The organism is Arthrobacter sp. TmT3-37, assembly GCF_054510835.1.
Window position 1 is genome coordinate 1 of sequence record NZ_JBTNDU010000020.1, and the last position, 20,264, is coordinate 20,264.

The following is a 20,264-nucleotide window of genomic DNA, read 5'->3' on the forward strand; positions in this document are numbered from 1 at the left end:
CACGCCGGCGGCCTTGGTCCCCGCTTTCGCGGCCCCGGCAGCGACGTCGTCCATCGAGGCAGCTGCAATGCGGGCCAGGGCGGCGACGTCGTCCAAAAGCGCGACGAGACCGCCGCTCACAGTGCGTCCCCGCACTGCCCGAGGGCGCACTGCTGGGAGTAGATGCCATACATGAGGCGGGTGATCGGCATATACGGAGTATATGGCGGCTGGCAGCCCTCCATGGGGGAAGCCTGTGGTTGCCGAGACGCAATCCTCCGCTGCGTCTCGGCAATCAAGTCTCGGCATAGAAGTGAGCGGCGAAACTCATCTTCCGTGATGGATGTATGGCGGGTGTGAAAGGGCCGCACGGGGGTAGTCGAGTGATACATCCCCTGCGATTTTGACCGCCGTTTCACGGGTTGGATAAGCCCACCGGTACATTGGTTCAAGGCATACGGTTCAAGCTGCGGCCAGCGCCCGCAACGATTGACATACCGAAGGGCATTTTGTTGAACAAGAAACGGTCTCAGGAGAATCAGGACCGCCAGGCGCGGCTGGCCGCTATCCAAGCCCAGCAGCGTGCCAGTCAACGCAAGCGTAACGCTCTGATCTTCGGCGGCATCGGCGCGGTCATCTTGGCGATCATCATCGCGGTGACCCTCGTGATCGTGAACCAGGTCCAGGTGAACCGTGACCGGGAGGCAGCGGCCTCACAGCCCATCGAAGGCATCGAAGAATACCCCGACGTCACGTTCGACCACGTCGAGGGCGCGGTCCAGTACGAGCAGTCGCCCCCCGTGGGTGGGGACCATGCTCCGGTCTGGACCAACTGCGGCGTCTACACCGAGCCTGTCCCCGACGAGAACTCAGTCCACTCCATGGAGCACGGCGCCGTGTGGCTCATGTACAACCCGGACATTGGACAGGAAGAAATCGATCAACTGACCAGCCTCGTAGGAACGCGGTCCCACGTGCTGCTCAGCCCCGACCCCGACCTCGACACCCCAATCGCCGCCAGCGCATGGGGCCTGCAATTGAAGGTCGACTCCGCAGACGACGCGCGGCTCGGCACCTTCCTCGACAAATACATCCAGGGCGAGCAGACCCGCGAGCCCGGTGCAACCTGCTCCGGCGGCATCACGCCAGCGGGGCAGGCTTCCTAAAGCTCATCTGTTGCGTTTGGAGACCTTCGCACTACCACCTACCGACCGCTGACGAGCCCTAGCCCTTAGCCTCACTGGCACACCGGCTCAGACAAGCGACGACATTCTCCACATGAGACGCGGTTGGACAGCCTTTGTCCAGGGACGCCCTATCCGGATCCCTTGCCGAAGCCTTTCTCTCGGGCTGGCTTGTGGAGCGTCTTTGGTCGTCCTTGAAAGGGTCGCTTGGTGGTAGTGACCGATGCGGACGGTGGGGTGCCGTTGCTGAGGTCTGTGGCGAGGAATGCTTCGACTCCTTCGCGTGCGGCGGGGTCGTTCCCGAACTGGGTCATCAGTGTGTCGGCCAGGGCTGCGCGGCGGTCACCGGAGTCCCACAGCTCCTCCGCGTTCGCGGCCGCGTTCTGGGTATCAACATCGTTCCGGAGGTCCCCGCGGGCGACCTCGCCTGATTGCTGCTCGGCGACCACGTAGTCGCGTTGAGCGTCCTCTTTCTCCGATGCCTGCTCCAGCTCGACGTCGTTTTCCTGGCCGGCCTTCTGCACCTCGAGGTACTCCTCGGGGGTCAGTTTGTACCTGGTCTGGATCTCGTCGTGCATGTGCTCGAGGGAGGCCAGAGCCATGGTGTCGAGCTTCTCCCACTGCTGCGCCATGGCGTAGTGCGAGGCGATGTCCTCGGGGCGTGCTGATTCCCAGAATTGCGGCTGGTGAACAGCCGCCAGCTGGGTGCGCATGACTGCTCTCTCAGCTTCGAATCGTTCCTCGAGTTGTCGGCGCTGCGCGTCCTCGGCGCGCTGCATTTGCTCGTTCCGTTCGGCGCGCTGGCGTGCCAGCATCTCTCCAAGTCGGCCGGCTACAGCCAGTGCGGACTGCAGCTGAGGCCGGAACAGTCCTTCGGCTCCATCGGGTGCGTCGTGATTCATTCTTCTATCTCCCCATCTCTTGGTCATTACCCCTGTCATGCCCTTGGTGCTGCTTCGCTCGAGGCGGCACCATGATCGTCGGCTGCGCTTCGGTCAGTGGACGGACGGCCTTCGGCGTCATTCCTTCAGGTGCCGGCAGCTGGGGCTCTGGTACCTCGGGCAGGGGTGCTGCGACGATGGCGAGCTGTTGGCGCACGCTGTCGGTCAGCACCCGGGCTTCACGGAGGTCGTTGTTGCTGCGCTGCATGTCCCGCAGGAGGCGAATGGTACGCACGACCTGCTGCATGATGAGGGCCTGCGCGACCGGCGACGGTGCGGTCGCTGCGGCCATGAGGAACGCAGCTGTACCCGCCATTCTCAGAGGCGCCTGTACGGGTGTGCTGATCGTGACACCGGAATGGTGAGCGGAACGAGCGAGGGCCCGCGACGCCTGTGCAAGGGGTCCGGGTTCGGCTTCCGTGGCCTTCGACCAGGCGCCGAGGACGCCGGATGTTTCCCGGGCCACGTGTGCCCACGTCTGGTGATCATCAGGGGCGACTGAGGACATGACCCTGCGAGCCTTGGCCATGTCGAGCGAGAGCTTCCGAGCGGCTTCCTCGTCGATGGCACGACCGAACACGGTCGTCGCACGAGGACCGCGAAGCATGTCCGGGGCCCGCCCGTGAACGATGCGCTGGTGGCGCTTGGCAGCCCACCATTCCTCTGCTGCTTCCTGGGACGCTTCCGGAGTATCGGACCACTCCGTGCGCAACGCTGGAAGGGTGAGATCCTTTGCCAGCTTCCCGCCACCGAACCACACCGGGTCCATACCCTTGGGTGGTCGTTCCGCGACGGAGTACCCGGTGACGACAGAGCGGCCACCGTCAGCGAAGCGGGCGCTGACGAGCAGTTCCTGGCGTCGTAGCCGGCGCACGAACTCTGCCTCGGATTCGGAGGCGACAGCACTTGCCCTGACGACGCGCTCCATGCGGTGACGGGCCGGTTCGATGGTGTTCCCGATACGGCGGTCGGTCAGCTGTTCGGCGGGCTTCAGACCGCGCTCGGAGTGCTGTCCCAGCTCGATGAGTCCGAACTGCTTCTCGAGGTTCCGGGCGGCGGTTTGTGCCTTCGGGAAGTCCGACCAGTCGCTCCACTTCGTGCCGTCCTCACGGACGCGGGAAGCGACGATGTGGATGTGGTCGTTACCTGCGGTGCTCGTGCCGTGGTGCACGGCGACCCACTGGCAGGGTGCCTTGCCGTCATTACCGGTGAAGCCCATGTCGTCCATGAACTTCTCCGCCATGTCCGCCCACTCGCGGTCACTGACGGGACGCTCGTCGGCGCGCAGCGACAGAGAGCAGTGCCAGACGTGGCTGTCCATCTCGACGTCGTTGATGCGCTTGTTCAAGTCGATTTCATCCGCGACCAGGACCGCGGATTGGTCGTTGAGCTGGGCGTCATCGAACCACGACATGATGACCGGACTACCCGTCACGAGGTGCGGATCAGTGTGCTCGTTACTCTTACCCGGGCCGACCAGGTACTTCATCAGGCCGACAGTGCGAGAGCCTTTGGTGATGTTCGGGATCATGGCTTCAACTCGTACATCTTCGCTTCGATCTGGCGCATGAGTCGGCGTGCTTCCTGCACGGCTGCCAGGGCGTTGTCTTTGACCTCGCCAGTGGCATTCGCGTGGCGTGCCAGCTGGTTCACATTGTTCGCCGCCGTTCCCACCAAACGGCGAATCTCCAGCAGCGTCACGACTTCCTGCTTCTTCAGCGTCAAGACAGCCGGGTCACCAGAACCGAGCGCAGCATCGATAAGGATCGCGGACGGCGACAGACCTGTCTGAGCCTCCAGCTGCAGCAGCTGAGCCCGCTCCATCTCTGACATCGACACCCGCACGTACACGGTCTTACCCTCGATGCGCTTGCGCCGGGAAGACCACACGTGCCGCTTGCCGGCACTAGGAGGACGCGCAGCGGGCTCCTGCTCCTGGCTCTCGCTCCCCTGTTCAGACACTGCCAGCACTCCCCCGCTCTTGATCTTCGGCCCAGCGCAGCGCCCCTCTAACGGAGGCCCCACACCCAAGTGTGTCACCGCTCAGCCGCAGGCGCCAGCGGAATCAGTGGTTATGGCACATAACCCCATAGCTTGCTCCGCTGGTCCTCCGGCTGCCCTCTCGCACGGCGGTTATGCCGGGTGGGGTGTTCAAGCAAGCGGAACGACGCTGCGCGTCCGGATCAATCCTCACGGCTGCGCCGTTCCGTTTCGGCTTGCGAATGTACTGTCCGCCCTTCTCTTGGCAAGGCTCCGAGGACGGCTTTCGCGGCATATCCTCGCTCCGCTCCGGTATTCCACGGTCCGCCCTCTCCACCTTGCCAATTCACTTCGCGTCCAAGTGATGACGGCGTTGCCGAAAGGAACGCGAGGCAAAGATGAAAGAGGGACTCATGGAGGGCACGCTAATGACACCAAAGGACGTGGCCGAGTTGTACGGGGTGACAAGCCAAGAGCTTGCTCAGTGGCGGCGGGCAAACATCGGACCGCCCTACTTCACGCTTGGACGAAACACAGTCCGATACGACTCCGGCGACATCGAAGACTGGTTCAACGACCCTGCCAACGGGTACCTCCACGACTACCCCGCCGGCCGATAAGAGCTATGCGCCGTGACGGCCGTCCGTGCACCAGATTGCCCCCCACAGTCTCAGTTGGACGTTAGGGTGGTTTGCATGGCAATCATCGACCTTGAAACGACCAAAGATCAGGCGCGCAAACTTCTCGACTCGCGCATCGAATCCGTGACCGACTTGGTGATAGCGCGTAAGCGTGTCGACGAGCTGCGAGAGCAGCTCGCCGATGCCGAGCGAGATGACAAGAAGGCATACGTTCGGGCAACCAAAGACGGTTGGAGTGAGGACGAACTGAAGAAGCTTGGGCTCGACAACGGGGCCGCAGCGAAGCGTCGTACGCGGCGGACAACGGGTACTGGATCAGCGTCGGACACGAGCGCGCCGGAGAGCCCAAGCGACAGCTAGAGGCTGTCCGAGCAGCAACAGAAAGCAAAAGAATGGCCGGCCCGCGGGCCGGCCTTTCTTGTGTTCGATTTAGCGTTCGATGCCGCCGTCGCGGCTGGTGGTTCTCGTCCTCAGCGTCCCGTCCGGATGCTGATCGGGTGGGAGCTGCACGGGCGATCTCGACTGCTTTGGTGTCGGGGTGGCGAGCCGCATATCGCGTCGTAGCTCCTCGAGCTCGGCCGTCAGTACGGTCTGCGCTCCGTCCTCGCCGCGCATCTCGCGGTTGATCCGCTCGACCTCCCACTTCGCTGTCTGCAGCGCGTCCGTGTGCTTGAACGGTTGCTTCAATGCGTTCGCCGCGTCGCGGTACTCCTGCCGTGCTTCCTCCAGCTGACGCTCACGCTTCACCACCTCATCAGGCAGGCGCGTGACCTGGTTCTCAATGCGCTGAATGACCCCCACAGTCGGGAAGAGAGCGTCATTGCGTTTGAGCTCCACCGCGACGCCTGGCGCGCCCTCAATCTGCAACTCGACGCGGGACGCACCCATCTCGACCATGTTCGCTTGGCCCTGGACGAACCTGATGTCGTGACCGCCAATGGATGCCATCACACCAAGGTCCTTCGACCCCTGGATAGGGGGTCGTCCTGCGGTGTTCCTGTCCGCCCAAGTGCGCAGCGCTTCCACTGCGTCAGTACGCTTGTCGACGGTCCGACCGTTGATGGTCATGCGGAAGGCGTCACCGCCGACGTCGGGCGTTGTGCGCGCAGCTGCTTCCTTCAGTGCGGGCAGTTCCGCGGCGAGTGCTTTGCCTCGGACAATGGCGCTGTCCTTGCGGCGACTGAGCGCAGCCTGGTTGCGGTGCCAGCCCCGCTCAAGGCGCTGCAGGCGGGTCAGTTCCTGGTCGGCTTTGGACTTTTCCAGAATGAGCGGGTTACCGCTGGAAATGGCTTTGACCTCCGCGAAGGACAAGGTGTTATCACCGACGTCCTCAATCTCCCGCACGTCAAGGCGGCCGCGCATGATCTGGTCGATGAACTTACTCTTGCGCTCCAGCGTCTGCCACATGAAAGTATCGAACGATCCCTTGGTCACCACCTGCGAGATGGCAACCTCGGGGTTCTGATTGCCTTGCCGGATGATGCGGCCGTGACGCTGGGAAACATCCGCCGGCCGCCATGGTGCGTCGAGGTCAACCAGGTGCACGGCGCGGGCCTGCATGTTCGTACCCGTACCCATCTTCTGTGTCGATCCGATGAGCACAGCCACGTCCCCTGTCCGGCAGGCCTCGAAGAGCCGCCCTTTCTCGGCGTCGTTCTTCGCCTCGTGCGCGAAGCGCACCTTGTGCTCGGGTACGCCTCGCTGCACCAGGTCCTCACGCAGCTGCCCGTACGCATTCCACTTGTCCGAAGGCGTGCCGAGGTCGCAGAACACGATCTGCAGGGCGCCCGGCGTCAGGTGCGGATCTTTCGTCTCCAGGTCGATGTAGACGCGGTCTTTGTTCTCCTCGTACACCTTGGCCACGAGGTCCGCCGCCGCACTGATCTTCGTGGCTCCGACGAGGGCGTCCAGCTCCGGGTCGACCAGGCGCATGTCGAGAGCGGCTTTCCGTCCATCGCTGGAAATCTTCAGCATGTTGTCCTCGGTCGGATCGACCAGACGTGCCTGGATCTTCTCGGCGCGGTCTGCGATGTCCGCGATGTACGCCTCGAGCTCGATGGACGGCTCGACCGTGACCATGCGCGGTGAGCGCCTGCCGTCCTCGCGTTCCTCAATCACAGGCACGGGCAGCTGCAAGTCCTCGGCGGTCTTCACATCCGCGAAGGTGTGGAACATCTTCAGCAGCTCGGGCACGTTCTGGAACTTCGAGAACCGTTCCTTCATCTTGAAGCTGTCACCGCCGGCGACAGTCATCTCCATCTCGGTCACGACCTGGCCGAAGGTCGCAGCCCACGTGTCGAAGTCGTTGATGCCGGCCTTCTCCAACAGATCAGGGCGCAGGTATCGCTGCATCACGTACATCTCGGTGACACTGTTGGCGATCGGCGTCGCGGTCGCACCGGTGATCACCCTGTCACCGTGCACGCTGCGCAGGTACTCGACCTTCGCATGGAGGTCTGATGCACGCTTGGACCCATCGATCGCCGCGTCTTGAATGTTCGAGGCGGTCGAGAGGTTCTTAAAGTCGTGCAGCTCGTCCACGACCAGATAGTCGATGCCTGTCTGCTCGAAGGTGATGCCCTGGGTCGGCGGGGGTCTCGCGGAGCCGTTTGATCTTCTCCTCATCAGCCTGCAGGCGCGACTCCAGCTTCTTCACGCTCATCGCCTTGCCGCCGCTTGCGAGTGCACGCTCCTTCGCGGCCAGAATTTCCTGGCGCATGCGCTCAACCTCGCGGCCGCGGTACTGCGATTCCGATTCGGTCGACAACGGGATCCGCTCGAACGCGGTACGGGTCATGATGACGGCATCCCAGTCATTCGCGGCCGCACGGGCCACGAACTGACGGCGCCTGTCGCCGGCAAGGTCCGCTGACGACGCGGCAAGAATCTGCGCCTGGGGATAGATCTGCAACCACTCGCGGGCGAACTGATCAAGCATGTGATTCGGCACCACGACAGCAGGTTTCCGTGCCATGCCGAGTCGCCGCAGCTCCATCGACCCCATGACCATCTCGGCGGTCTTACCCGCCCCGACCTCGTGGAAGAGCCCCACGGATGGCTCGGAAATCATGCGAGCCACGGCGGCTCGCTGGTGCGGCCGAGGGTGCCAGTCCTTGACGAGTCCGGGCAGCGTGAGTCGTTCACCTTCGACGGTGTAGTCGCGCAGCACAAGCGAGTTGAACCTACGGTTGTATTCGTCGGTGAGGGCGATGGCGCGGTCGGCGTCCTCCCACACCCACTCCCCGAAACGGTCCTGCATCAGCTGGGCCTTCTCCTGAGCTGATGCCGTCTCGACAGGGTTAAGGATGCGCCGCTGGCTCTCCGGGTCGGGGTCCGGGTCGGTGACCTGGACTCTGCGTTGCTCGAGCAGGCACTTAAAAATTTCGCCCGCCGGCATCCGCTCGGTACCCCAGTCGTTGCGCACGGTGAAGCTATGCCTGTTCGCCTGGACGTCCCAGTTCGCGCCGGTCACCCTGTCCACGCGTGCCTGCCGATCCCGCGTAATGGTTTGCAGAAACTCCTGGTGGACGTCGGCCGAGATCCAGATGGAGCCGATGCGGGCTTCGATTTCATCCGCGCCCAGCGGCAGAGGCATGACTGCTTTCAGGTCCTCGACGTTGCGCAGGAACCGCTCATCCTCGGCCGCGGCGACGGTGGCGACGTCGAGCTTCTCCCGAATGTTACCGCTGAGGTACTCGGCACGGGTTTCCATGACCCCGGGCTCACCGGGCACGTCGTAGACCAGCTCCCCCAGGGCGTCCCTAGCCGCTGCTGAGTTGACGCCGAGCAGATTGGCTACCTCGGTGAGGTCGACTTCACCTCGGGCGTCGAGAGTGACCGCAAGGGCCTCAGCCGGGGTGTCGACACCTTGAATGGGTTGGCGCGGCTGGACCTGGCGGCCGCTCTGCAACGCTGCCGGAGTCGCCTTCTGGCTGGTTTCATCGAACCGCTCCAGAGCAGGGACAATCGGCCCGAAGGGGTCGCTGCGCAGCAGCGCCACCGCTTTCGGCGTCACCCTAGCCATGATGTCCTCGCCGACGTCATTGACCTTGCCGGTACGACGTTCGGTGAACCGGTTGATCGGGCCGAAGGAATCCACGTAGGTGCGGTAGGAATCGCGCAGGTTAGCGCGTTCGGTGGCGAGCTCCGGGGTGTCCTCCACGTTGCTCGCCTCGAGCGTGAGCACGGAACGGGCGAGGTCGCGCAGGCGTAGCAGGGACCGCAGTTCCCGCGTCTGGGTCGCGGGGACCTTCAACGGGGCGATTGATCCATCGATGTCGACCTGACGGAAGGTCCCGTCCGGCTCGGACATGATGTGCCCGACCTGGAGCTGCTTACCTGCAGGGACGATGGCTACAGACTCGATGACCTGCCCGGCCTGACGCTCTGCCACTCCCCTGCCGGCGTCGACGGCCGTGAGGGCAAGGTCCTGCAACTGGTTGTGCAGCAGCTCCGGTACGGCGGACAGGTCCTCGTTGCGCACAGTGAGTGTCGCTGACCCGTACATACCGTTACCCACCACGGGCTCACCCAGCACCCGCTGTGGATTCTCAATGAAGTAGGCATTCATCCGGGCCACGTCCTGGCTCGCGTCAACCTCGGCGCTGCGCTCGGTGTCGTCGCCTGTGGACAGGACGCGCGACTCCAGCCACTGCGGACTCAGCGGTTCTTCGCCTGGGAGTCGCTTGCGGAAGATCAGCACGTCGGTGAGGGCGTCGGTGCCAGCGGCGCGGCGGTGCGCACCGGTCGGCAGGCGAACGGCTCCCAGCAGGTCGGCTGTCTCGTAGATTTCACGGCGGGCTGCCGGGTTCTGGGCGTCCATGGTGAACGCGGAGGAAATGACGCCGACGACGCCACCGGGTCGGGTGAGGTCGAGGGACTTGATGATGAAGTGGTTGTGCATCGAGTGGTTGCCCGCGTTGTGTCGCGGGTCATGCAGCCTGGTCTTAGCGAACGGAACGTTGCCGACGGCAGCGTCGAAGTAACCGGTAGGCAGGCGCGTGTCAGCGAAGGACTCAGCGCGGATATCGGCGTCTGGGTAGAGGGCCTGGGAGATACCCGCGGTGATCGGGTCCAACTCCACACCGGTCATGGTCGCAGTCTCAGGTGCGAGGCCGATGAAGGTGCCGGCACCTGATCCCGGTTCAAGCACACGGCCACCGGTGAAGCCCAGAGTGTTCAGGGTCTGCCAGAGTTCCGTGGCGAGGGCGGGATCGGTGTAGTGGGCGTTGATGACGGTCCGGTTCGCGGCCCGGTACTCGCTCTCGCTCAGCAGCTCGCGTAGTTCGGCGCGGTCAGCTTCGTACTCACTCCGGGTCTCATCGAACACCTCAGCCACACCCGTGGCACCCCAGCTCCCCCACCGTGCCAGCACGGCACGCTCCTGTGCGGTGGCTGCCCGATCCTGGTCCTGCAGCTCACGCAGGACGCGCAGCGCAGCAACGTTGGCCTGGAAGCGCGCACGGGCACCCGACGGGGCAAGGTCATCCTGCCGCGCAGGAACGAAGCGGCCCTCGGGTGCAGCTGGTACTACGGGCGCTGGCTGTTTTGGTCCAGCTCCTCGGACCTCAGCGTCTCCAAGTCCTCCTGATACCCGTGGTTGAACGACTGCAGAATCTCGTGCATCAGCCTGGTCGACTCCGGCAGGTCCTCGTCCGAGTCGTCGCCCTCCGTCTCCATCACCTCCGGCGTCAACATCTCCGCCCGCACGATCTCCTCGGCTTGCATCCTCGAGGCGTTCAGCCGGCCCACCTTTTCCAGGTACGTCTCGCCCTCCGGATCCGGTCCCGCGATCTGGTACTGCAGCTCCCCTACCTGGTTCATCGCTTCTTCCCCCAGCTTCCGGAACCACTCGTCCGGGTCCGGAATCAGGGCGTACTGCGACGGCGCGGTCATCTTCCACGTCTCCTGCGCGAACTTGCCGTACTTGTTCATCGAGAACCTCCTCTGGTGGTGCGAAAAGAAATGCGTCTAGGTCGAGACTTGCTTGACCATCAATCTGGTTGCGTTTGCTTGATCGCGCCATCGGACGTCCCCCTGGTGCCGGTAGAAATACTGCTCCCACCGTACCCACTGGCTGCTATCGATCCCGGAGGCTTTAGAGCGTGCTGATCAGACACCGATACCAAGGCCAAAAGCCCGTTCGCTATATACCAAGCGGCTTCTGCAAACTCGTGAATAGCTTCAGGTGTTGGCTGAGCGAGATCTCGAGCTACCAACTTCTGCAAGCGTCTTAGCTCATGCGTCGCTTGAGCAAGGAACTGGGGAATCCCGAGCTGCCTACTCAGTTGCACCGGCGTGTTGTCGATACTCGGGCGGCTGGTTGAGGGTATAGACGAGGGAACGTGATGGGGGTCCGCAACGACGTCGAGAGCGTCCTGAACTGCCTCCATCGCATAGTTCACGGCATCCACGGGGTCCACCTGAGCTAGTGCACTGACTGCCTTGATAAAGGAACCCTTGCGTCGGGAATACAGCTCCACCCCAAAGTACGGCGATTCATCCCGGAGCTTGGCAAAACGTTGCATACCGTCCTGCCATGCCTGCAAATTTCGGGTTTCTTCCGAAGTAGCAGCGGTTCCTGACCCGTCATCAGTATCTACCTGTGCATCATCACCACCCGGCGCCCGTGCGGGGGGCGGTGTCGCCGGCTCGCTCTCGTTAAGCTGCGCCGACCCTGAGAGCCCGAGTTCTCCCGACCCAGAAAGATTGAGTGTCCCCGAGTGCACCTCAAGTGGCCTCTCAACGGCTTCCTTGACGTTGTCTCGCAGCGCCTGCGCGTCCTCAAAAAAGTCTGCACTTGCTCCCGGTACCGCAAAGGTTTTCACTTTCGGGACTCTCGCCGCCACAGCGGTTATCACTTGCTTGACTGGGCGTTGATAAACCAGGAGCAGAACTACGACGGCAGTTGGCCAAGCGAGGGAGTCGATCACACCTCCGATGAACGTCATCCACTCTGCACTCACTTTCCGCCCCGCTTTCCATAGACGTCACTAGCCAAACCGTCTGTGCGCAGCGCGCGGATGATGGTTGACCGATGGACCTTGAATCTCTTCGCGATGGCTTCGACGGTCAGTTTTTCCTTCTCCCTGAGCCTGCGGGCTTCCACGACATCGTGTGGTTGAAGGCGCGGCGGTCGTCCTCCCTTACCTGTGGCGACCGCGAGGCCGGCCTTCGTCCGTTCCCGGATCAGCTCGCGTTCCATCTCTGCGACGCTGGCGATGATGTTGAACATCAGCCGGCCCGAGGCCGTGGTGGTGTCGATGCCCTCACCGAGGGATCGGAACATAACGCCCCGCTCGTGGAGAGAGTCGAGTAATTCCACGAGCCCGCGCACCGTGCGCCCTAGGCGATCGAGTTTGGTAACGACGAGCGTGTTGCCTGGCTGAAGTGCGCGAAGGCACTGCTCCAGCTCGGGACGTGTCATCGTCGCACCCGACTTTCCGTGGTCGGCGTAGACGTCGTAGCAACCGGCGTCGACCAGCTGACGGGTCTGAGCCTCGAGGTTCTGGTCCGTAGAGGACACGCGGGCGTATCCGATCAGGACGCCGTCAGGCACCAGCCGCGGCTCCTCGACGCCTTCAAGGCGTTCCGGTCGATCCATGTGTCCTCCCCTAGTCCGGAGGGTCGCAAAATCCGTCTCACCCCCGCGTTATGACAGTACACGTTTCGCACTTGGTTTGAGAGCCAGAAACGAGGGGGCTCCGAGTGGTGCATAATAACTGGGTCTTAAACGGTCGTTTATGCACGTTGAGTCCTGGCCCTCACGCAGAGGATTGACAACCGCCACCGTGTAAAGCACCCTTGTCAGGACAAGCATGCTTTACGTAAAGGGGTGGCGTGCAGAACAATATCCGCGATCTTCGCGCCGAGACGGGCATGTCGCAGCGGGAGCTGGCCGAGGCCCTGCAGGTCTCGAGGCAGACCGTCAACTCAATCGAGACAGGCCGCTACGACCCATCCCTGCCCCTGGCTATCGCCATCGCCCGTTATTTCCATCGCCCGGTAGAGGAGATTTTTCATGCAGACTGATACGCGCGCTTCCCGCAACGTGGTGGCCCTAGGGATCCTCGGAGTCATCCTCGGACTGGTGACCGTCACCGTGGTCCTACTCCGCGAGCACGCCCCAGGCGACATGATTCCGGGGTTCCTCGTCGGACTCGGAATCGGAGTCGCCGGAGCCCTGGTCATGGCATGGAGGGTACTCCGCCGACCGGAGCACGCCTCGACCTTTGAACGCGCGTGGACGCAAACCGGCGACGAACGCGAGGACACACTCCTGACCCGGGCGTTGGCCGTCGTCGGGCTGGCATCCCTTCCCTTGGTCGGAATCGCCACGCTCGCCATCGGCTTCGGCGCCGAGGCACCCATGGTCATGACCCTGCTCATGGGCACGCTGTTCATCACCGGGGGCACTTCGTTCGCGGTCCTCAACCACCGTAACTGAGCACATCGGGTTCTCCCCCTACAGGCACGAAGGGCGTGGTGGCCTCGCTCTTCGTAGCTTGGTGGTTACACCCGATTCAACGGCGGCCGAAACACAAGCCGAAGCCGAGCCTCCAACGCGGCAGCGTCCCGCTCAGTATGCGCTCGGACCCAGGAGACGTCACAGCCCAGCAGCCAGCTCCGAATCGCAGTCGCCTGCCCGGTCGTCACCTTCTGCCGGGTCGGATTGCCCGTGACATTGGGCGGGATCTGAAACAGCAGCTCACATACATTCCGACGCAACGAGGATCCCGCAAGGCTCACACCTCCACCAAGGTGCGTCGAAAGGCGCTTCTGCAAACTCGTCGCCGTACCGACATACTGCGGCACTCCACCACGCGACCACAGGTACACGCCCGGCTCGTTCGGCAGATCCGCGCGGGCCAGGCCACTTGCAGCACGTCTCGGCGCCGCAAGGAGCCGAGTCCAATCCTTGCCCGAAGGCTCAGCGGAGTCTGGAGTTGTCGACGAAGTCGCCTCGTCAATCGCATCGAGAATGGCGTCCATCTCGAAGTCATCCTGGGCACCATAGATGTTCAAATCGCTGTGGCTGTAGGAGTTCATCACGCCGCAAGAGTATCGCCCTCAAAATCGCAGAAACGAGCGGAAAAGCCGAGCTGACCCTTCCTGCCTCACGGACCCGAAGGACGGTCCAGCGACGGAACGTAGTTTTCGCGGACGTATTGATTAGTTGATCATCGACGCCTACGACGACACCCCCTGACCTGCCCTGAGGGCAGCCCTCAGGGCAGGCGTATGTGACTCGGGCAGTGAGAACGACCGATGTCGACAGATAGGGCCCGGTAGATCCATCCCTCAGGTGGGGGCTTTTGATCCATTCGGGCAGTCACGTCGTGGACCGGCAGGTACAGCACTGGGCCAGGGTGGGGCGCCCATTCCTCCACCCCTACCGGAACCGTCAGGTCAAAATCGACGAGTTCTTAGGTATTGAGCCTCCTGCCCACCTGTGCACGGCACAAGCTCCCCCACGCTCCGCTGCTTGTCCCGCACACACCTGGACAGCAGGAACCAAAGCGCCCGCCTGCACACACCCACCTCATGTCACCGACACGCCAGAGCTCACCTCGAGCGGACGGTGGCCATGCACAGCCTCCACGAGCTCACGGTCGGGAAGAAAAGCGGACGTCCCAGCTATGGTGCTGGTCGCAATGGACCACGTCACGGTGAACTGGTGCCCGTGCGATATTGCCCTCCACTCAAGGCTTTGCAAGCACCAAATGGTCTTACCTCTGCCCGCGATTTCTTCCTAGGCTGGAAGTGTTGACGTCGAGCAGAGGCGCACCCCACGCATACCAGTCGGAGAAGTAGTTTGGACACCGCAGACGGCTCGAAGGACAACGCCGACCAGTACGCCGCGGCATTCTCGCTCATGCACTTGGCGGGCATCACCGTGGGTGAGCTCTGGGTCTATTACTTCAGCATCGGGGGCAGCGTCGGAGAGTTCGAGGTCAACGCGTACCTGCACGGACTGATTCGGCTGCCGGCGCTCGACAGGGATCTGCTTTCCCAGTCCCTCAATGAGATGTACGACGACCTCTGTCGGAGCCCGCGTGCTCCCTTCAGCGCGAACATCCATGAGCGGAAGCACGATTCGTAGGACCGGCGAAGACCGAAAGCCTTCCTGAGCGGTCTGGGGTTGAGAGGCCCAGGAGCCCGCCGGGGAGGCACGAGGGCCTGACGGGGCTTCGGGGTGCGGTCAGGTGTTGGCATGACGATCGGCGCGATTCTGCTCATCCATCTGTGGGCGGGTGGAGCCCGAAGGGTGGAGCTCAAGCCGTCCACCTGCGGGTGAGCTACCCGGTTGATCGACGGGAGAAGTAGTCCGCGAGCACTGCGTTATCCTCATACGCCAGTTCCATTGCGAGGATGTCCGATTCGGTGAACCAGGTGATGCGTTGACCTTCGGTCAGGGCTATCGAGGTCGAGTCAACATCCAGTGGTGCGGTGAAGGTGTTCTCAATCCCGTATGACCGTCTGGTTCGTCCGAGGAATTCGATCGACTCAGCAGGCAGGGTGACGCCGAGTTCCTCGCGGACTTCCCGAGCGATGCAGGCAGCGGCTGTCTCACCGGGGTCGAGCATTCCGCCGGGAATGGCCCACATGTTCGGGAAAGCGATGGTCGGCTTGTTATCGCGGAGCTGCAGCAAGACAGCACCGACCTTGTTGACCAGGATGATCTGGCAGCCTTCACGGGCTCCGGCGCTACTCATGCCACCAGTGTAGGAATTGCGGACCTTGAATCGGCGGGCCGCGCCCGGGCGTCATGAGCTGACAGCGTCCGCAAAGGATCCCGAGATCAGGCGAAGCCTGTTGCTCCAAGGAGAGTGCCGACGAGGTAGGTGAATCCCATGGCCAGTGCCCCGCCCAAGACGAGGCGGATGACGGCCCTGCGTCGGGAGCTGCCGCCGGCGTGGGCGCTGAGGGCGCCGGTGATGGCCAGGGCGATCAGGACGGCGATGAAGGTGGCGGGGATCCTGATGCCGGCGGGGAAGAGCAGGATGGCCAGCAGTGGCAGGACAGCTCCGGCAGCGAAAGCTGCAGCGGAAGCGAGGGCGGCGTGCCAGGGGTTTGCGACCTCGAGCTCGTCGATGTTCAGTTCGGCGGAGAGGTGAGCGGCGAGGGCATCGTGCGCGGTGAGTTCATGAGCGACTTGGCGTGCCGTTTCCGGGGACAGGCCTTTCTCCTCGTAAAGGCCGACGAGTTCCGCGAGTTCGCCCGCGGGGTCGTCGGCGAGTTCCTGGCGTTCCTTGTCGATGAGCGCTTCCTGGCTGTCGCGTTGGCTGCTGACCGATAGGTATTCGCCCAGTGCCATTGACACGGATCCGCCGACGACGGCAGCTGTGCCGGCGACCAGGATCGGCGTGAGGGTGTTCGTCACTCCTGCTACACCGATGACCGTTGCGGCGGTCGAGACGATGCCGTCGTTGGCGCCGAGAACGGCGGCACGCAACCAGTTCAAGCGTGCGGCGATTCCAGTGTCGTGCGGCTCGATGCGCGTCTGCTGGGCCTCAGCCATGGCGAGCAGTCAACCACCTCAGCGGCGCCCGTACCACGCAGGAATGGCTTGCCTACATCAGCCAAACGTTCCATCCCTTCGTCCCTCCAGTACAACGGGCCCGGTTGGCAACTATCAGCGCGTGCCCTTCCGGACCCCGCCGATACCTGCCCGTGTTCTTAGCTGCCCGGTCGGGTTGTCGTTCCGAGTTCACTGAGGTTGGTGAGGGCGTAGCGCAATCGGGCGTCCGCGTCGTGGGCTACCTCGCGGACGGCGGAGCTGTCGCTGAGTTCCAGCATGGTCAGCGGGTCGATCGCCTCGATCGTCGTCACCTGCGCGTCGGCGCTGCGGCGGACGATGACGTTGCAGGGCAGCAGCGCTCCCAGGGACGGCTCGGCAGCCAGTGCCTGACTGGCCAGGGTCGGGTTGCACGCGCCGAGGATGACGTAGTCCCCCACCGCGTCCCCGGCCTCGGCACCGAGCTTCGTGGTGAAGGTGGATCGGACGTCGATCTCGGTGAGGATCCCGAATCCCTGCGCGGCGAGGGCTTCACGCGTGCCCTGCACGGCGTCCTCCCAGGACAGCGGGACGGTGATCGAGTGGGTGTAGGTCATCGGATCTCCTTTACGCGATATGCCCGCCCGCCCGCATGGATTCATCGCGGGCGGGTTCGGATCAGTGGCGGACGAATGTCAGGCGAGGTTCAGGCGAGGGTGAGGAACAGCTTTTCGAGTTCCTTTTTGTCCAGGCTGGCGTCCTTTTGGACGATGCACTGCTCGAGGCCGCTGGCGATGATCGCGAAGCCGGCCCGGTCCAGCGCCTTGGAGACCGCGGAGAGCTGCGTGACGACGTCCTTGCAGTCCTGGCCTTCCTCGAGCATGCGGACCACTGCGGCTAACTGGCCTTGTGCTCGCTTCATGCGGTTGATGACGGGGGTCAGTTCGGTCGGGTCCAGCTGCATGGTGTTCTCCAAGGGTCGTTTCTACTCCCTCAAGCTTATACCCCCACCCGTATTTTGACTACCCCCGGGGGTATACGGAATACTCCTGGGGGTATCCACTTCAGTACCGACCGGAAGGTTCCCATGAACACCCCCACCCCCACTGCCACCGCTCCCGCCACCACCGCCGCCCCTGCTGCCCCTGCCATTACGGCGCTGGCACCCGAGGAACTGCGCTCCTGGCTCGACGGCCAGAACGCTGAGAGCGGGCAGCAGGATCTCGTGGTGATCGATGTGCGGTCCGCGGCCGAGTTCGAGTCCATGCACATCCCCGGCTCCTACAACGTGCCGTTGCCGCTGCTGTCCGAGCACACCGATGAGGTCGCGTCCCGCCTGGGCTCACGGGTCGTCCTGGCGTGCCAGTCCGGTGTGCGTGCGGAGCAGGCCCGCCAGCGCCTGGCCGCCTCGGGCATCAGCACCGCCCACGTCCTGACCGGCGGAGTCCCCGGGTACGCCGCAGCCGGCGGCGACGTCGTGCGCGGCAAGGCCCGCTGGGACCTCGAGCGGCAGGTCCGCATGGTCGCCGGATCCCTGGTCATCGCCGGCCTCGCCGGTGGACGGTTCGTTTCCCCCAAGGTCCGCACCATCGCCGGCGTGATCGGTACCGGGCTCACGTTCTCCGCGGCGACCAACACCTGCGCCATGGGTAAGGCCCTGTCCGTCCTGCCGTGGAACAAGGCAGCCCAGGAACCCACCCGCGAATCCGCGATCCACACCCTCCCCACCACCACCTCGGCCACATCAGCCCAGAGCACCCAGGCTGCGAACACGGCTGACGGCAAGGCCGATCGCGAAGGTGATGCGGCGTGAGCGTGACCCTGATCCTCGTCCTGGCCCTGTCGATCCTGATCGGACTGTCCCTGGGTGTCCTGGGCGGTGGCGGGTCGATTCTGACCGTCCCGATCCTGGTGTACGTGGCCGGGTTCGAGGCCAAGGAAGCGATCGCGGCGTCCCTGTTCGTCGTCGGTGTCACCTCGGCGATCAGCGTCATCAGCCACGCCCGGAACGGACGCGTGATGTGGCGGACCGGCCTGATCTTCGGCGCCGCCGGCATGGCCGGCGCGTTCATCGGCGGGCTGCTCGGCGGGTACATCCCCGGACAGATCCTGCTCATCGCGTTCGCCCTCATGATGGTCGCCACCTCGATCGCGATGATCCGCGGCCGCAGGAAAACCACCAGCTCCACCCCATCCGAGGGTGTGAAGCGTGAGCTGCCGCTCAAGCGGGTCATCCTCGACGGTGTCGTCGTCGGCCTGGTCACCGGCCTCGTCGGGGCCGGCGGCGGGTTCCTCGTCGTTCCCGCCCTGGCACTGCTCGGTGGACTGCCGATGTCGGTGGCCGTCGGCACGTCACTGGTCGTGATCTCCATGAAGTCCTTCGCGGGCCTCGCCGGGTACCTCACCACCGTGGAGATCAACTGGCCGCTGACTCTCGCCGTGACCGTCGCAGCGATCGTCGGGTCCCTGATCGGCGCTCAGCTCGCCGGCCGGATCCCCGAGCAAGCGCTTCGGAAGGGTTTTGGCTGGTTCGTCCTGGTCATGGGTGCATTCGTCCTCATCCAGCAGGCACCCGCGGACAGCCGCCTCATCCTCGCAGCGGCCGTCGCCGGCGTCGCCCTCGCCGCGTTCATTGCGTGCCGGTTCATCATCCCGGCCTGCCCCCTGAACACCCGCAACCGACACCACACCGGTAACGATCAGGCCGATCAGGGCCGGCGGGGTCGGCGCCGCAGCACACCCACACCCGCCTGATCCATCCCAACACCACCTCACCTACAGCGTTCGACCCCATCCCACCCAGAAAGGACCTCTCCATGGCAGAGATCACGATCAATGACACCAACGCCCGCCGCCCGTCAGCGCAGATCCTCGACGTCCGTGAGGACTTCGAAGTCGCCGAAGGCATGATTCCCGGCGCCCTGCACATCCCGATGGGAGACCTGCAGGCACGCCTGTCCGAACTGGATCCCGCCGTCCCGATCATCGCTGTATGCCGCAGCGGGAACCGCTCAGCCCGCGTCGCGGACGCCCTCAACAGCACCGGTTTCAGCGCCGACACCATGGCCGGTGGCATGACTGCCTGGACCCGTGCGGGTCTGCCCACTACCTGAACCCGCCGTACGACCACGCCCCGCCCCAGAAGAACCCGGAAAGGACAGAACACGACCATGACAACCACGACCACGATCGACGTCACGGAACAGAGCTTCGCGCAGACCCTGGAGAATAACGACATCGTCTTCGTCGACTTCTGGGCAGCATGGTGCGGGCCCTGCCGCATGTTCGCCCCCACCTACGATGCCGCCGCCGAAAGGCACCCGGATGTCGTCTTCGCCAAGGTGGACACCGAAGCCGAGCAGGCCCTCGCCGCCGCCGCGAACATCACCTCCATCCCCACCCTGATGGCATTCAAGAACAAGACCCTGGTCTTCTCCCAGCCCGGAGCCCTGAACGCCGCGGGACTGGAAGAACTCGTCCAGGCCGTGAAGAACCTGGACCTGGACACACTCCGCGCGGATGCCACACCACACAACGCCTGACAGGGACTTCCCGCCGGGGCCGTTGCGCACCATCACGGCCGATGCCCTGGCCGAACTCTGGCCCGGCGTCGCACTGGTGGATGTCCGGAGCGGGCAGGAGTATTTCACGGCCTTCATCCCCTGCAGCCTGAACATCCCACTCGAGGAACTGCCCTACCACCTCACCGACCTACCCGACACCACGGTGTATCTGCTGTGCGGCTCCGGTAAGCGCAGCAGCGAGGCCGCCCGGATGCTCACCAGCCGCGGCTACGACACAGTCAACGTCGCCGGCGGAATCACCGAATGGTACCGAGGCGGCCACCCAGTCACCTACACGCCACCCCCACCAAACCAGGCAGGCCAGGCAGACCAGACACACCGGGCCAACCGGGCAGGTTTGGGCAAGCTGGGCAGGCCGTTGAAGACCCGGCGACGGACCCCATAAGCCGGGTGCGTGCCCGGACCCGGCCCGTCCCGGGTCCGGTCACTCACCCTCCTCCCAGCACCCTTCCCCGCAG

25 protein-coding genes are annotated in these 20,264 nt (G+C 64.0%); 11 read left to right on the top strand and 14 right to left on the bottom strand.

Translation table 11 applies throughout. From position 1 onward, the window contains the following. On the bottom strand, window positions 1-288 hold a 288-nt coding region (locus tag ACX80U_RS17395; RefSeq protein WP_459269350.1), incomplete at its 3' end, for a DUF808 family protein. A 203-nt stretch (window positions 289-491) separates the two neighbouring features. Here ACX80U_RS17395 and ACX80U_RS17400 point away from each other — a divergent pair. Beyond that, on the top strand, window positions 492-1,145 hold the full coding sequence (locus ACX80U_RS17400; RefSeq protein WP_104118372.1) for a DUF3105 domain-containing protein: 654 nt from the start codon (window positions 492-494) through the stop codon (window positions 1,143-1,145). A gap of 149 nt (window positions 1,146-1,294) precedes the next feature. Here ACX80U_RS17400 and ACX80U_RS17405 read toward each other — a convergent pair whose 3' ends face one another. From ACX80U_RS17405 to ACX80U_RS17415, 3 genes are read right to left on the bottom strand one after another with little or no spacing between them, the layout of a single operon-like run. Further along, the gene (locus tag ACX80U_RS17405) at window positions 1,295-2,065 is read right to left on the bottom strand and encodes a hypothetical protein (protein WP_104118373.1); all 771 of its coding nucleotides are present in this window, start codon (window positions 2,063-2,065) and stop codon (window positions 1,295-1,297) included. Between the two features lie 4 nt (window positions 2,066-2,069). Next, complete coding sequence (locus ACX80U_RS17410) at window positions 2,070-3,635, bottom strand: relaxase/mobilization nuclease domain-containing protein (RefSeq protein WP_104118374.1); 1,566 nt, start codon at window positions 3,633-3,635, stop codon at window positions 2,070-2,072. Beyond that, window positions 3,632-4,066, bottom strand: coding sequence for a MobC family plasmid mobilization relaxosome protein (locus ACX80U_RS17415; RefSeq protein ID WP_258059107.1), 435 nt, complete (start codon window positions 4,064-4,066; stop codon window positions 3,632-3,634). Before ACX80U_RS17415 ends, ACX80U_RS17410 begins: the two co-directional genes overlap by 4 nt. Before the next feature lie 416 nt (window positions 4,067-4,482). On the opposite strand from ACX80U_RS17415, the gene ACX80U_RS17420 reads away from it, so the two are divergent. Together ACX80U_RS17420 and ACX80U_RS17425 are read left to right on the top strand one after the other, a co-directional pair. Further along, window positions 4,483-4,704 carry a helix-turn-helix domain-containing protein gene (locus tag ACX80U_RS17420; protein ID WP_133083240.1) on the top strand — a complete coding sequence of 74 codons (222 nt, stop codon included), beginning with the start codon at window positions 4,483-4,485 and terminating at the stop codon, window positions 4,702-4,704. 75 nt (window positions 4,705-4,779) lie between these two features. Beyond that, complete coding sequence (locus ACX80U_RS17425) at window positions 4,780-5,085, top strand: hypothetical protein (protein ID WP_133083239.1); 306 nt, start codon at window positions 4,780-4,782, stop codon at window positions 5,083-5,085. A 69-nt stretch (window positions 5,086-5,154) separates the two neighbouring features. Here ACX80U_RS17425 and ACX80U_RS17430 read toward each other — a convergent pair whose 3' ends face one another. The 5 genes from ACX80U_RS17430 to ACX80U_RS17450 form a co-directional block, all read right to left on the bottom strand. Beyond that, window positions 5,155-7,266: a helicase-related protein gene (locus ACX80U_RS17430; RefSeq protein ID WP_459269351.1), complete on the bottom strand. Its 2,112-nt coding sequence runs from the start codon at window positions 7,264-7,266 to the stop codon at window positions 5,155-5,157. Then, window positions 7,244-10,063: a hypothetical protein gene (locus ACX80U_RS17435; protein WP_459269352.1), complete on the bottom strand. Its 2,820-nt coding sequence runs from the start codon at window positions 10,061-10,063 to the stop codon at window positions 7,244-7,246. Before ACX80U_RS17435 ends, ACX80U_RS17430 begins: the two co-directional genes overlap by 23 nt. A gap of 191 nt (window positions 10,064-10,254) precedes the next feature. Further along, window positions 10,255-10,659 (bottom strand): TnpV protein, encoded by a 405-nt coding sequence (locus ACX80U_RS17440; protein ID WP_459269353.1) that lies wholly within the window; start codon window positions 10,657-10,659, stop codon window positions 10,255-10,257. Between the two features lie 59 nt (window positions 10,660-10,718). Beyond that, window positions 10,719-11,552: a hypothetical protein gene (locus ACX80U_RS17445; RefSeq protein WP_459269354.1), complete on the bottom strand. Its 834-nt coding sequence runs from the start codon at window positions 11,550-11,552 to the stop codon at window positions 10,719-10,721. 134 nt (window positions 11,553-11,686) lie between these two features. Continuing rightward, the gene (locus ACX80U_RS17450; protein WP_459269355.1) at window positions 11,687-12,328 is read right to left on the bottom strand and encodes a recombinase family protein; all 642 of its coding nucleotides are present in this window, start codon (window positions 12,326-12,328) and stop codon (window positions 11,687-11,689) included. Window positions 12,329-12,564: 236 nt separating this feature from the next. Between ACX80U_RS17450 and ACX80U_RS17455 the strand changes: the two genes are divergently transcribed. Together ACX80U_RS17455 and ACX80U_RS17460 are read left to right on the top strand one after the other, a co-directional pair. Then, window positions 12,565-12,756 carry a helix-turn-helix transcriptional regulator gene (locus ACX80U_RS17455; RefSeq protein ID WP_459269356.1) on the top strand — a complete coding sequence of 64 codons (192 nt, stop codon included), beginning with the start codon at window positions 12,565-12,567 and terminating at the stop codon, window positions 12,754-12,756. After that, window positions 12,746-13,171: a hypothetical protein gene (locus ACX80U_RS17460; protein ID WP_459269357.1), complete on the top strand. Its 426-nt coding sequence runs from the start codon at window positions 12,746-12,748 to the stop codon at window positions 13,169-13,171. Before ACX80U_RS17455 ends, ACX80U_RS17460 begins: the two co-directional genes overlap by 11 nt. A 65-nt stretch (window positions 13,172-13,236) precedes the next feature. On the opposite strand, the gene ACX80U_RS17465 is transcribed toward ACX80U_RS17460, so the two are convergent. Further along, window positions 13,237-13,773, bottom strand: a complete 537-nt coding sequence (locus tag ACX80U_RS17465; RefSeq protein WP_459269397.1) for a GIY-YIG nuclease family protein — start codon at window positions 13,771-13,773, stop codon at window positions 13,237-13,239. A 766-nt stretch (window positions 13,774-14,539) separates the two neighbouring features. Between ACX80U_RS17465 and ACX80U_RS17470 the strand changes: the two genes are divergently transcribed. Continuing rightward, entirely contained in the window at window positions 14,540-14,827 is a 288-nt protein-coding gene (locus ACX80U_RS17470; protein ID WP_459269358.1) for a hypothetical protein, read from the top strand. Between the two features lie 196 nt (window positions 14,828-15,023). On the opposite strand, the gene ACX80U_RS17475 is transcribed toward ACX80U_RS17470, so the two are convergent. The 4 genes from ACX80U_RS17475 to ACX80U_RS17490 all read right to left on the bottom strand — a co-directional run bounded on the left by ACX80U_RS17475 (window position 15,024) and on the right by ACX80U_RS17490 (window position 17,186). Further along, window positions 15,024-15,440 carry an NUDIX hydrolase gene (locus ACX80U_RS17475; RefSeq protein ID WP_459269359.1) on the bottom strand — a complete coding sequence of 139 codons (417 nt, stop codon included), beginning with the start codon at window positions 15,438-15,440 and terminating at the stop codon, window positions 15,024-15,026. A gap of 86 nt (window positions 15,441-15,526) precedes the next feature. Further along, on the bottom strand, window positions 15,527-16,246 hold the full coding sequence (locus ACX80U_RS17480) for a VIT1/CCC1 transporter family protein (RefSeq protein ID WP_459269360.1): 720 nt from the start codon (window positions 16,244-16,246) through the stop codon (window positions 15,527-15,529). Window positions 16,247-16,404: 158 nt separating this feature from the next. Further along, the gene (locus tag ACX80U_RS17485) at window positions 16,405-16,839 is read right to left on the bottom strand and encodes a DUF302 domain-containing protein (RefSeq protein ID WP_459269361.1); all 435 of its coding nucleotides are present in this window, start codon (window positions 16,837-16,839) and stop codon (window positions 16,405-16,407) included. Between the two features lie 89 nt (window positions 16,840-16,928). Beyond that, window positions 16,929-17,186 (bottom strand): metal-sensitive transcriptional regulator, encoded by a 258-nt coding sequence (locus ACX80U_RS17490; RefSeq protein ID WP_158505439.1) that lies wholly within the window; start codon window positions 17,184-17,186, stop codon window positions 16,929-16,931. A gap of 123 nt (window positions 17,187-17,309) precedes the next feature. On the opposite strand from ACX80U_RS17490, the gene ACX80U_RS17495 reads away from it, so the two are divergent. The 5 genes from ACX80U_RS17495 (at window position 17,310) to ACX80U_RS17515 (ending at window position 20,191) form a co-directional block, all read left to right on the top strand. Continuing rightward, window positions 17,310-18,035 carry a rhodanese-like domain-containing protein gene (locus ACX80U_RS17495; protein WP_459269362.1) on the top strand — a complete coding sequence of 242 codons (726 nt, stop codon included), beginning with the start codon at window positions 17,310-17,312 and terminating at the stop codon, window positions 18,033-18,035. After that, window positions 18,032-18,976 (top strand): sulfite exporter TauE/SafE family protein, encoded by a 945-nt coding sequence (locus ACX80U_RS17500; protein WP_459269363.1) that lies wholly within the window; start codon window positions 18,032-18,034, stop codon window positions 18,974-18,976. The genes ACX80U_RS17495 and ACX80U_RS17500 overlap by 4 nt, the downstream gene beginning before the upstream one ends. Before the next feature lie 62 nt (window positions 18,977-19,038). Then, window positions 19,039-19,335: a rhodanese-like domain-containing protein gene (locus ACX80U_RS17505; protein ID WP_459269364.1), complete on the top strand. Its 297-nt coding sequence runs from the start codon at window positions 19,039-19,041 to the stop codon at window positions 19,333-19,335. A gap of 57 nt (window positions 19,336-19,392) precedes the next feature. Continuing rightward, window positions 19,393-19,764: a thioredoxin gene (gene trxA, locus ACX80U_RS17510; RefSeq protein WP_459269365.1), complete on the top strand. Its 372-nt coding sequence runs from the start codon at window positions 19,393-19,395 to the stop codon at window positions 19,762-19,764. Next, on the top strand, window positions 19,742-20,191 hold the full coding sequence (locus tag ACX80U_RS17515) for a rhodanese-like domain-containing protein (RefSeq protein ID WP_459269366.1): 450 nt from the start codon (window positions 19,742-19,744) through the stop codon (window positions 20,189-20,191). The genes trxA and ACX80U_RS17515 overlap by 23 nt, the downstream gene beginning before the upstream one ends. Window positions 20,192-20,264 lie beyond the last annotated feature (73 nt).

Coding starts and splice junctions, on each gene's coding strand:
- ACX80U_RS17485 (WP_459269361.1), bottom strand. CDS start 16,839: ATGACCTACACCCACTCGATCACCGTCCCGCTGTCCTGGGAGGACGCC.
- ACX80U_RS17480 (WP_459269360.1), bottom strand. CDS start 16,246: ATGGCTGAGGCCCAGCAGACGCGCATCGAGCCGCACGACACTGGAATC.
- ACX80U_RS17475 (WP_459269359.1), bottom strand. CDS start 15,440: ATGAGTAGCGCCGGAGCCCGTGAAGGCTGCCAGATCATCCTGGTCAAC.
- ACX80U_RS17425 (WP_133083239.1), top strand. CDS start 4,780: ATGGCAATCATCGACCTTGAAACGACCAAAGATCAGGCGCGCAAACTT.
- ACX80U_RS17460 (WP_459269357.1), top strand. CDS start 12,746: ATGCAGACTGATACGCGCGCTTCCCGCAACGTGGTGGCCCTAGGGATC.
- ACX80U_RS17440 (WP_459269353.1), bottom strand. CDS start 10,659: ATGAACAAGTACGGCAAGTTCGCGCAGGAGACGTGGAAGATGACCGCG.
- ACX80U_RS17450 (WP_459269355.1), bottom strand. CDS start 12,328: ATGGATCGACCGGAACGCCTTGAAGGCGTCGAGGAGCCGCGGCTGGTG.
- ACX80U_RS17515 (WP_459269366.1), top strand. CDS start 19,742: ATGCCACACCACACAACGCCTGACAGGGACTTCCCGCCGGGGCCGTTG.
- ACX80U_RS17420 (WP_133083240.1), top strand. CDS start 4,483: ATGAAAGAGGGACTCATGGAGGGCACGCTAATGACACCAAAGGACGTG.
- ACX80U_RS17405 (WP_104118373.1), bottom strand. CDS start 2,065: ATGAATCACGACGCACCCGATGGAGCCGAAGGACTGTTCCGGCCTCAG.
- trxA (WP_459269365.1), top strand. CDS start 19,393: ATGACAACCACGACCACGATCGACGTCACGGAACAGAGCTTCGCGCAG.
- ACX80U_RS17410 (WP_104118374.1), bottom strand. CDS start 3,635: ATGATCCCGAACATCACCAAAGGCTCTCGCACTGTCGGCCTGATGAAG.
- ACX80U_RS17505 (WP_459269364.1), top strand. CDS start 19,039: ATGGCAGAGATCACGATCAATGACACCAACGCCCGCCGCCCGTCAGCG.
- ACX80U_RS17465 (WP_459269397.1), bottom strand. CDS start 13,773: ATGAACTCCTACAGCCACAGCGATTTGAACATCTATGGTGCCCAGGAT.
- ACX80U_RS17490 (WP_158505439.1), bottom strand. CDS start 17,186: ATGCAGCTGGACCCGACCGAACTGACCCCCGTCATCAACCGCATGAAG.
- ACX80U_RS17495 (WP_459269362.1), top strand. CDS start 17,310: ATGAACACCCCCACCCCCACTGCCACCGCTCCCGCCACCACCGCCGCC.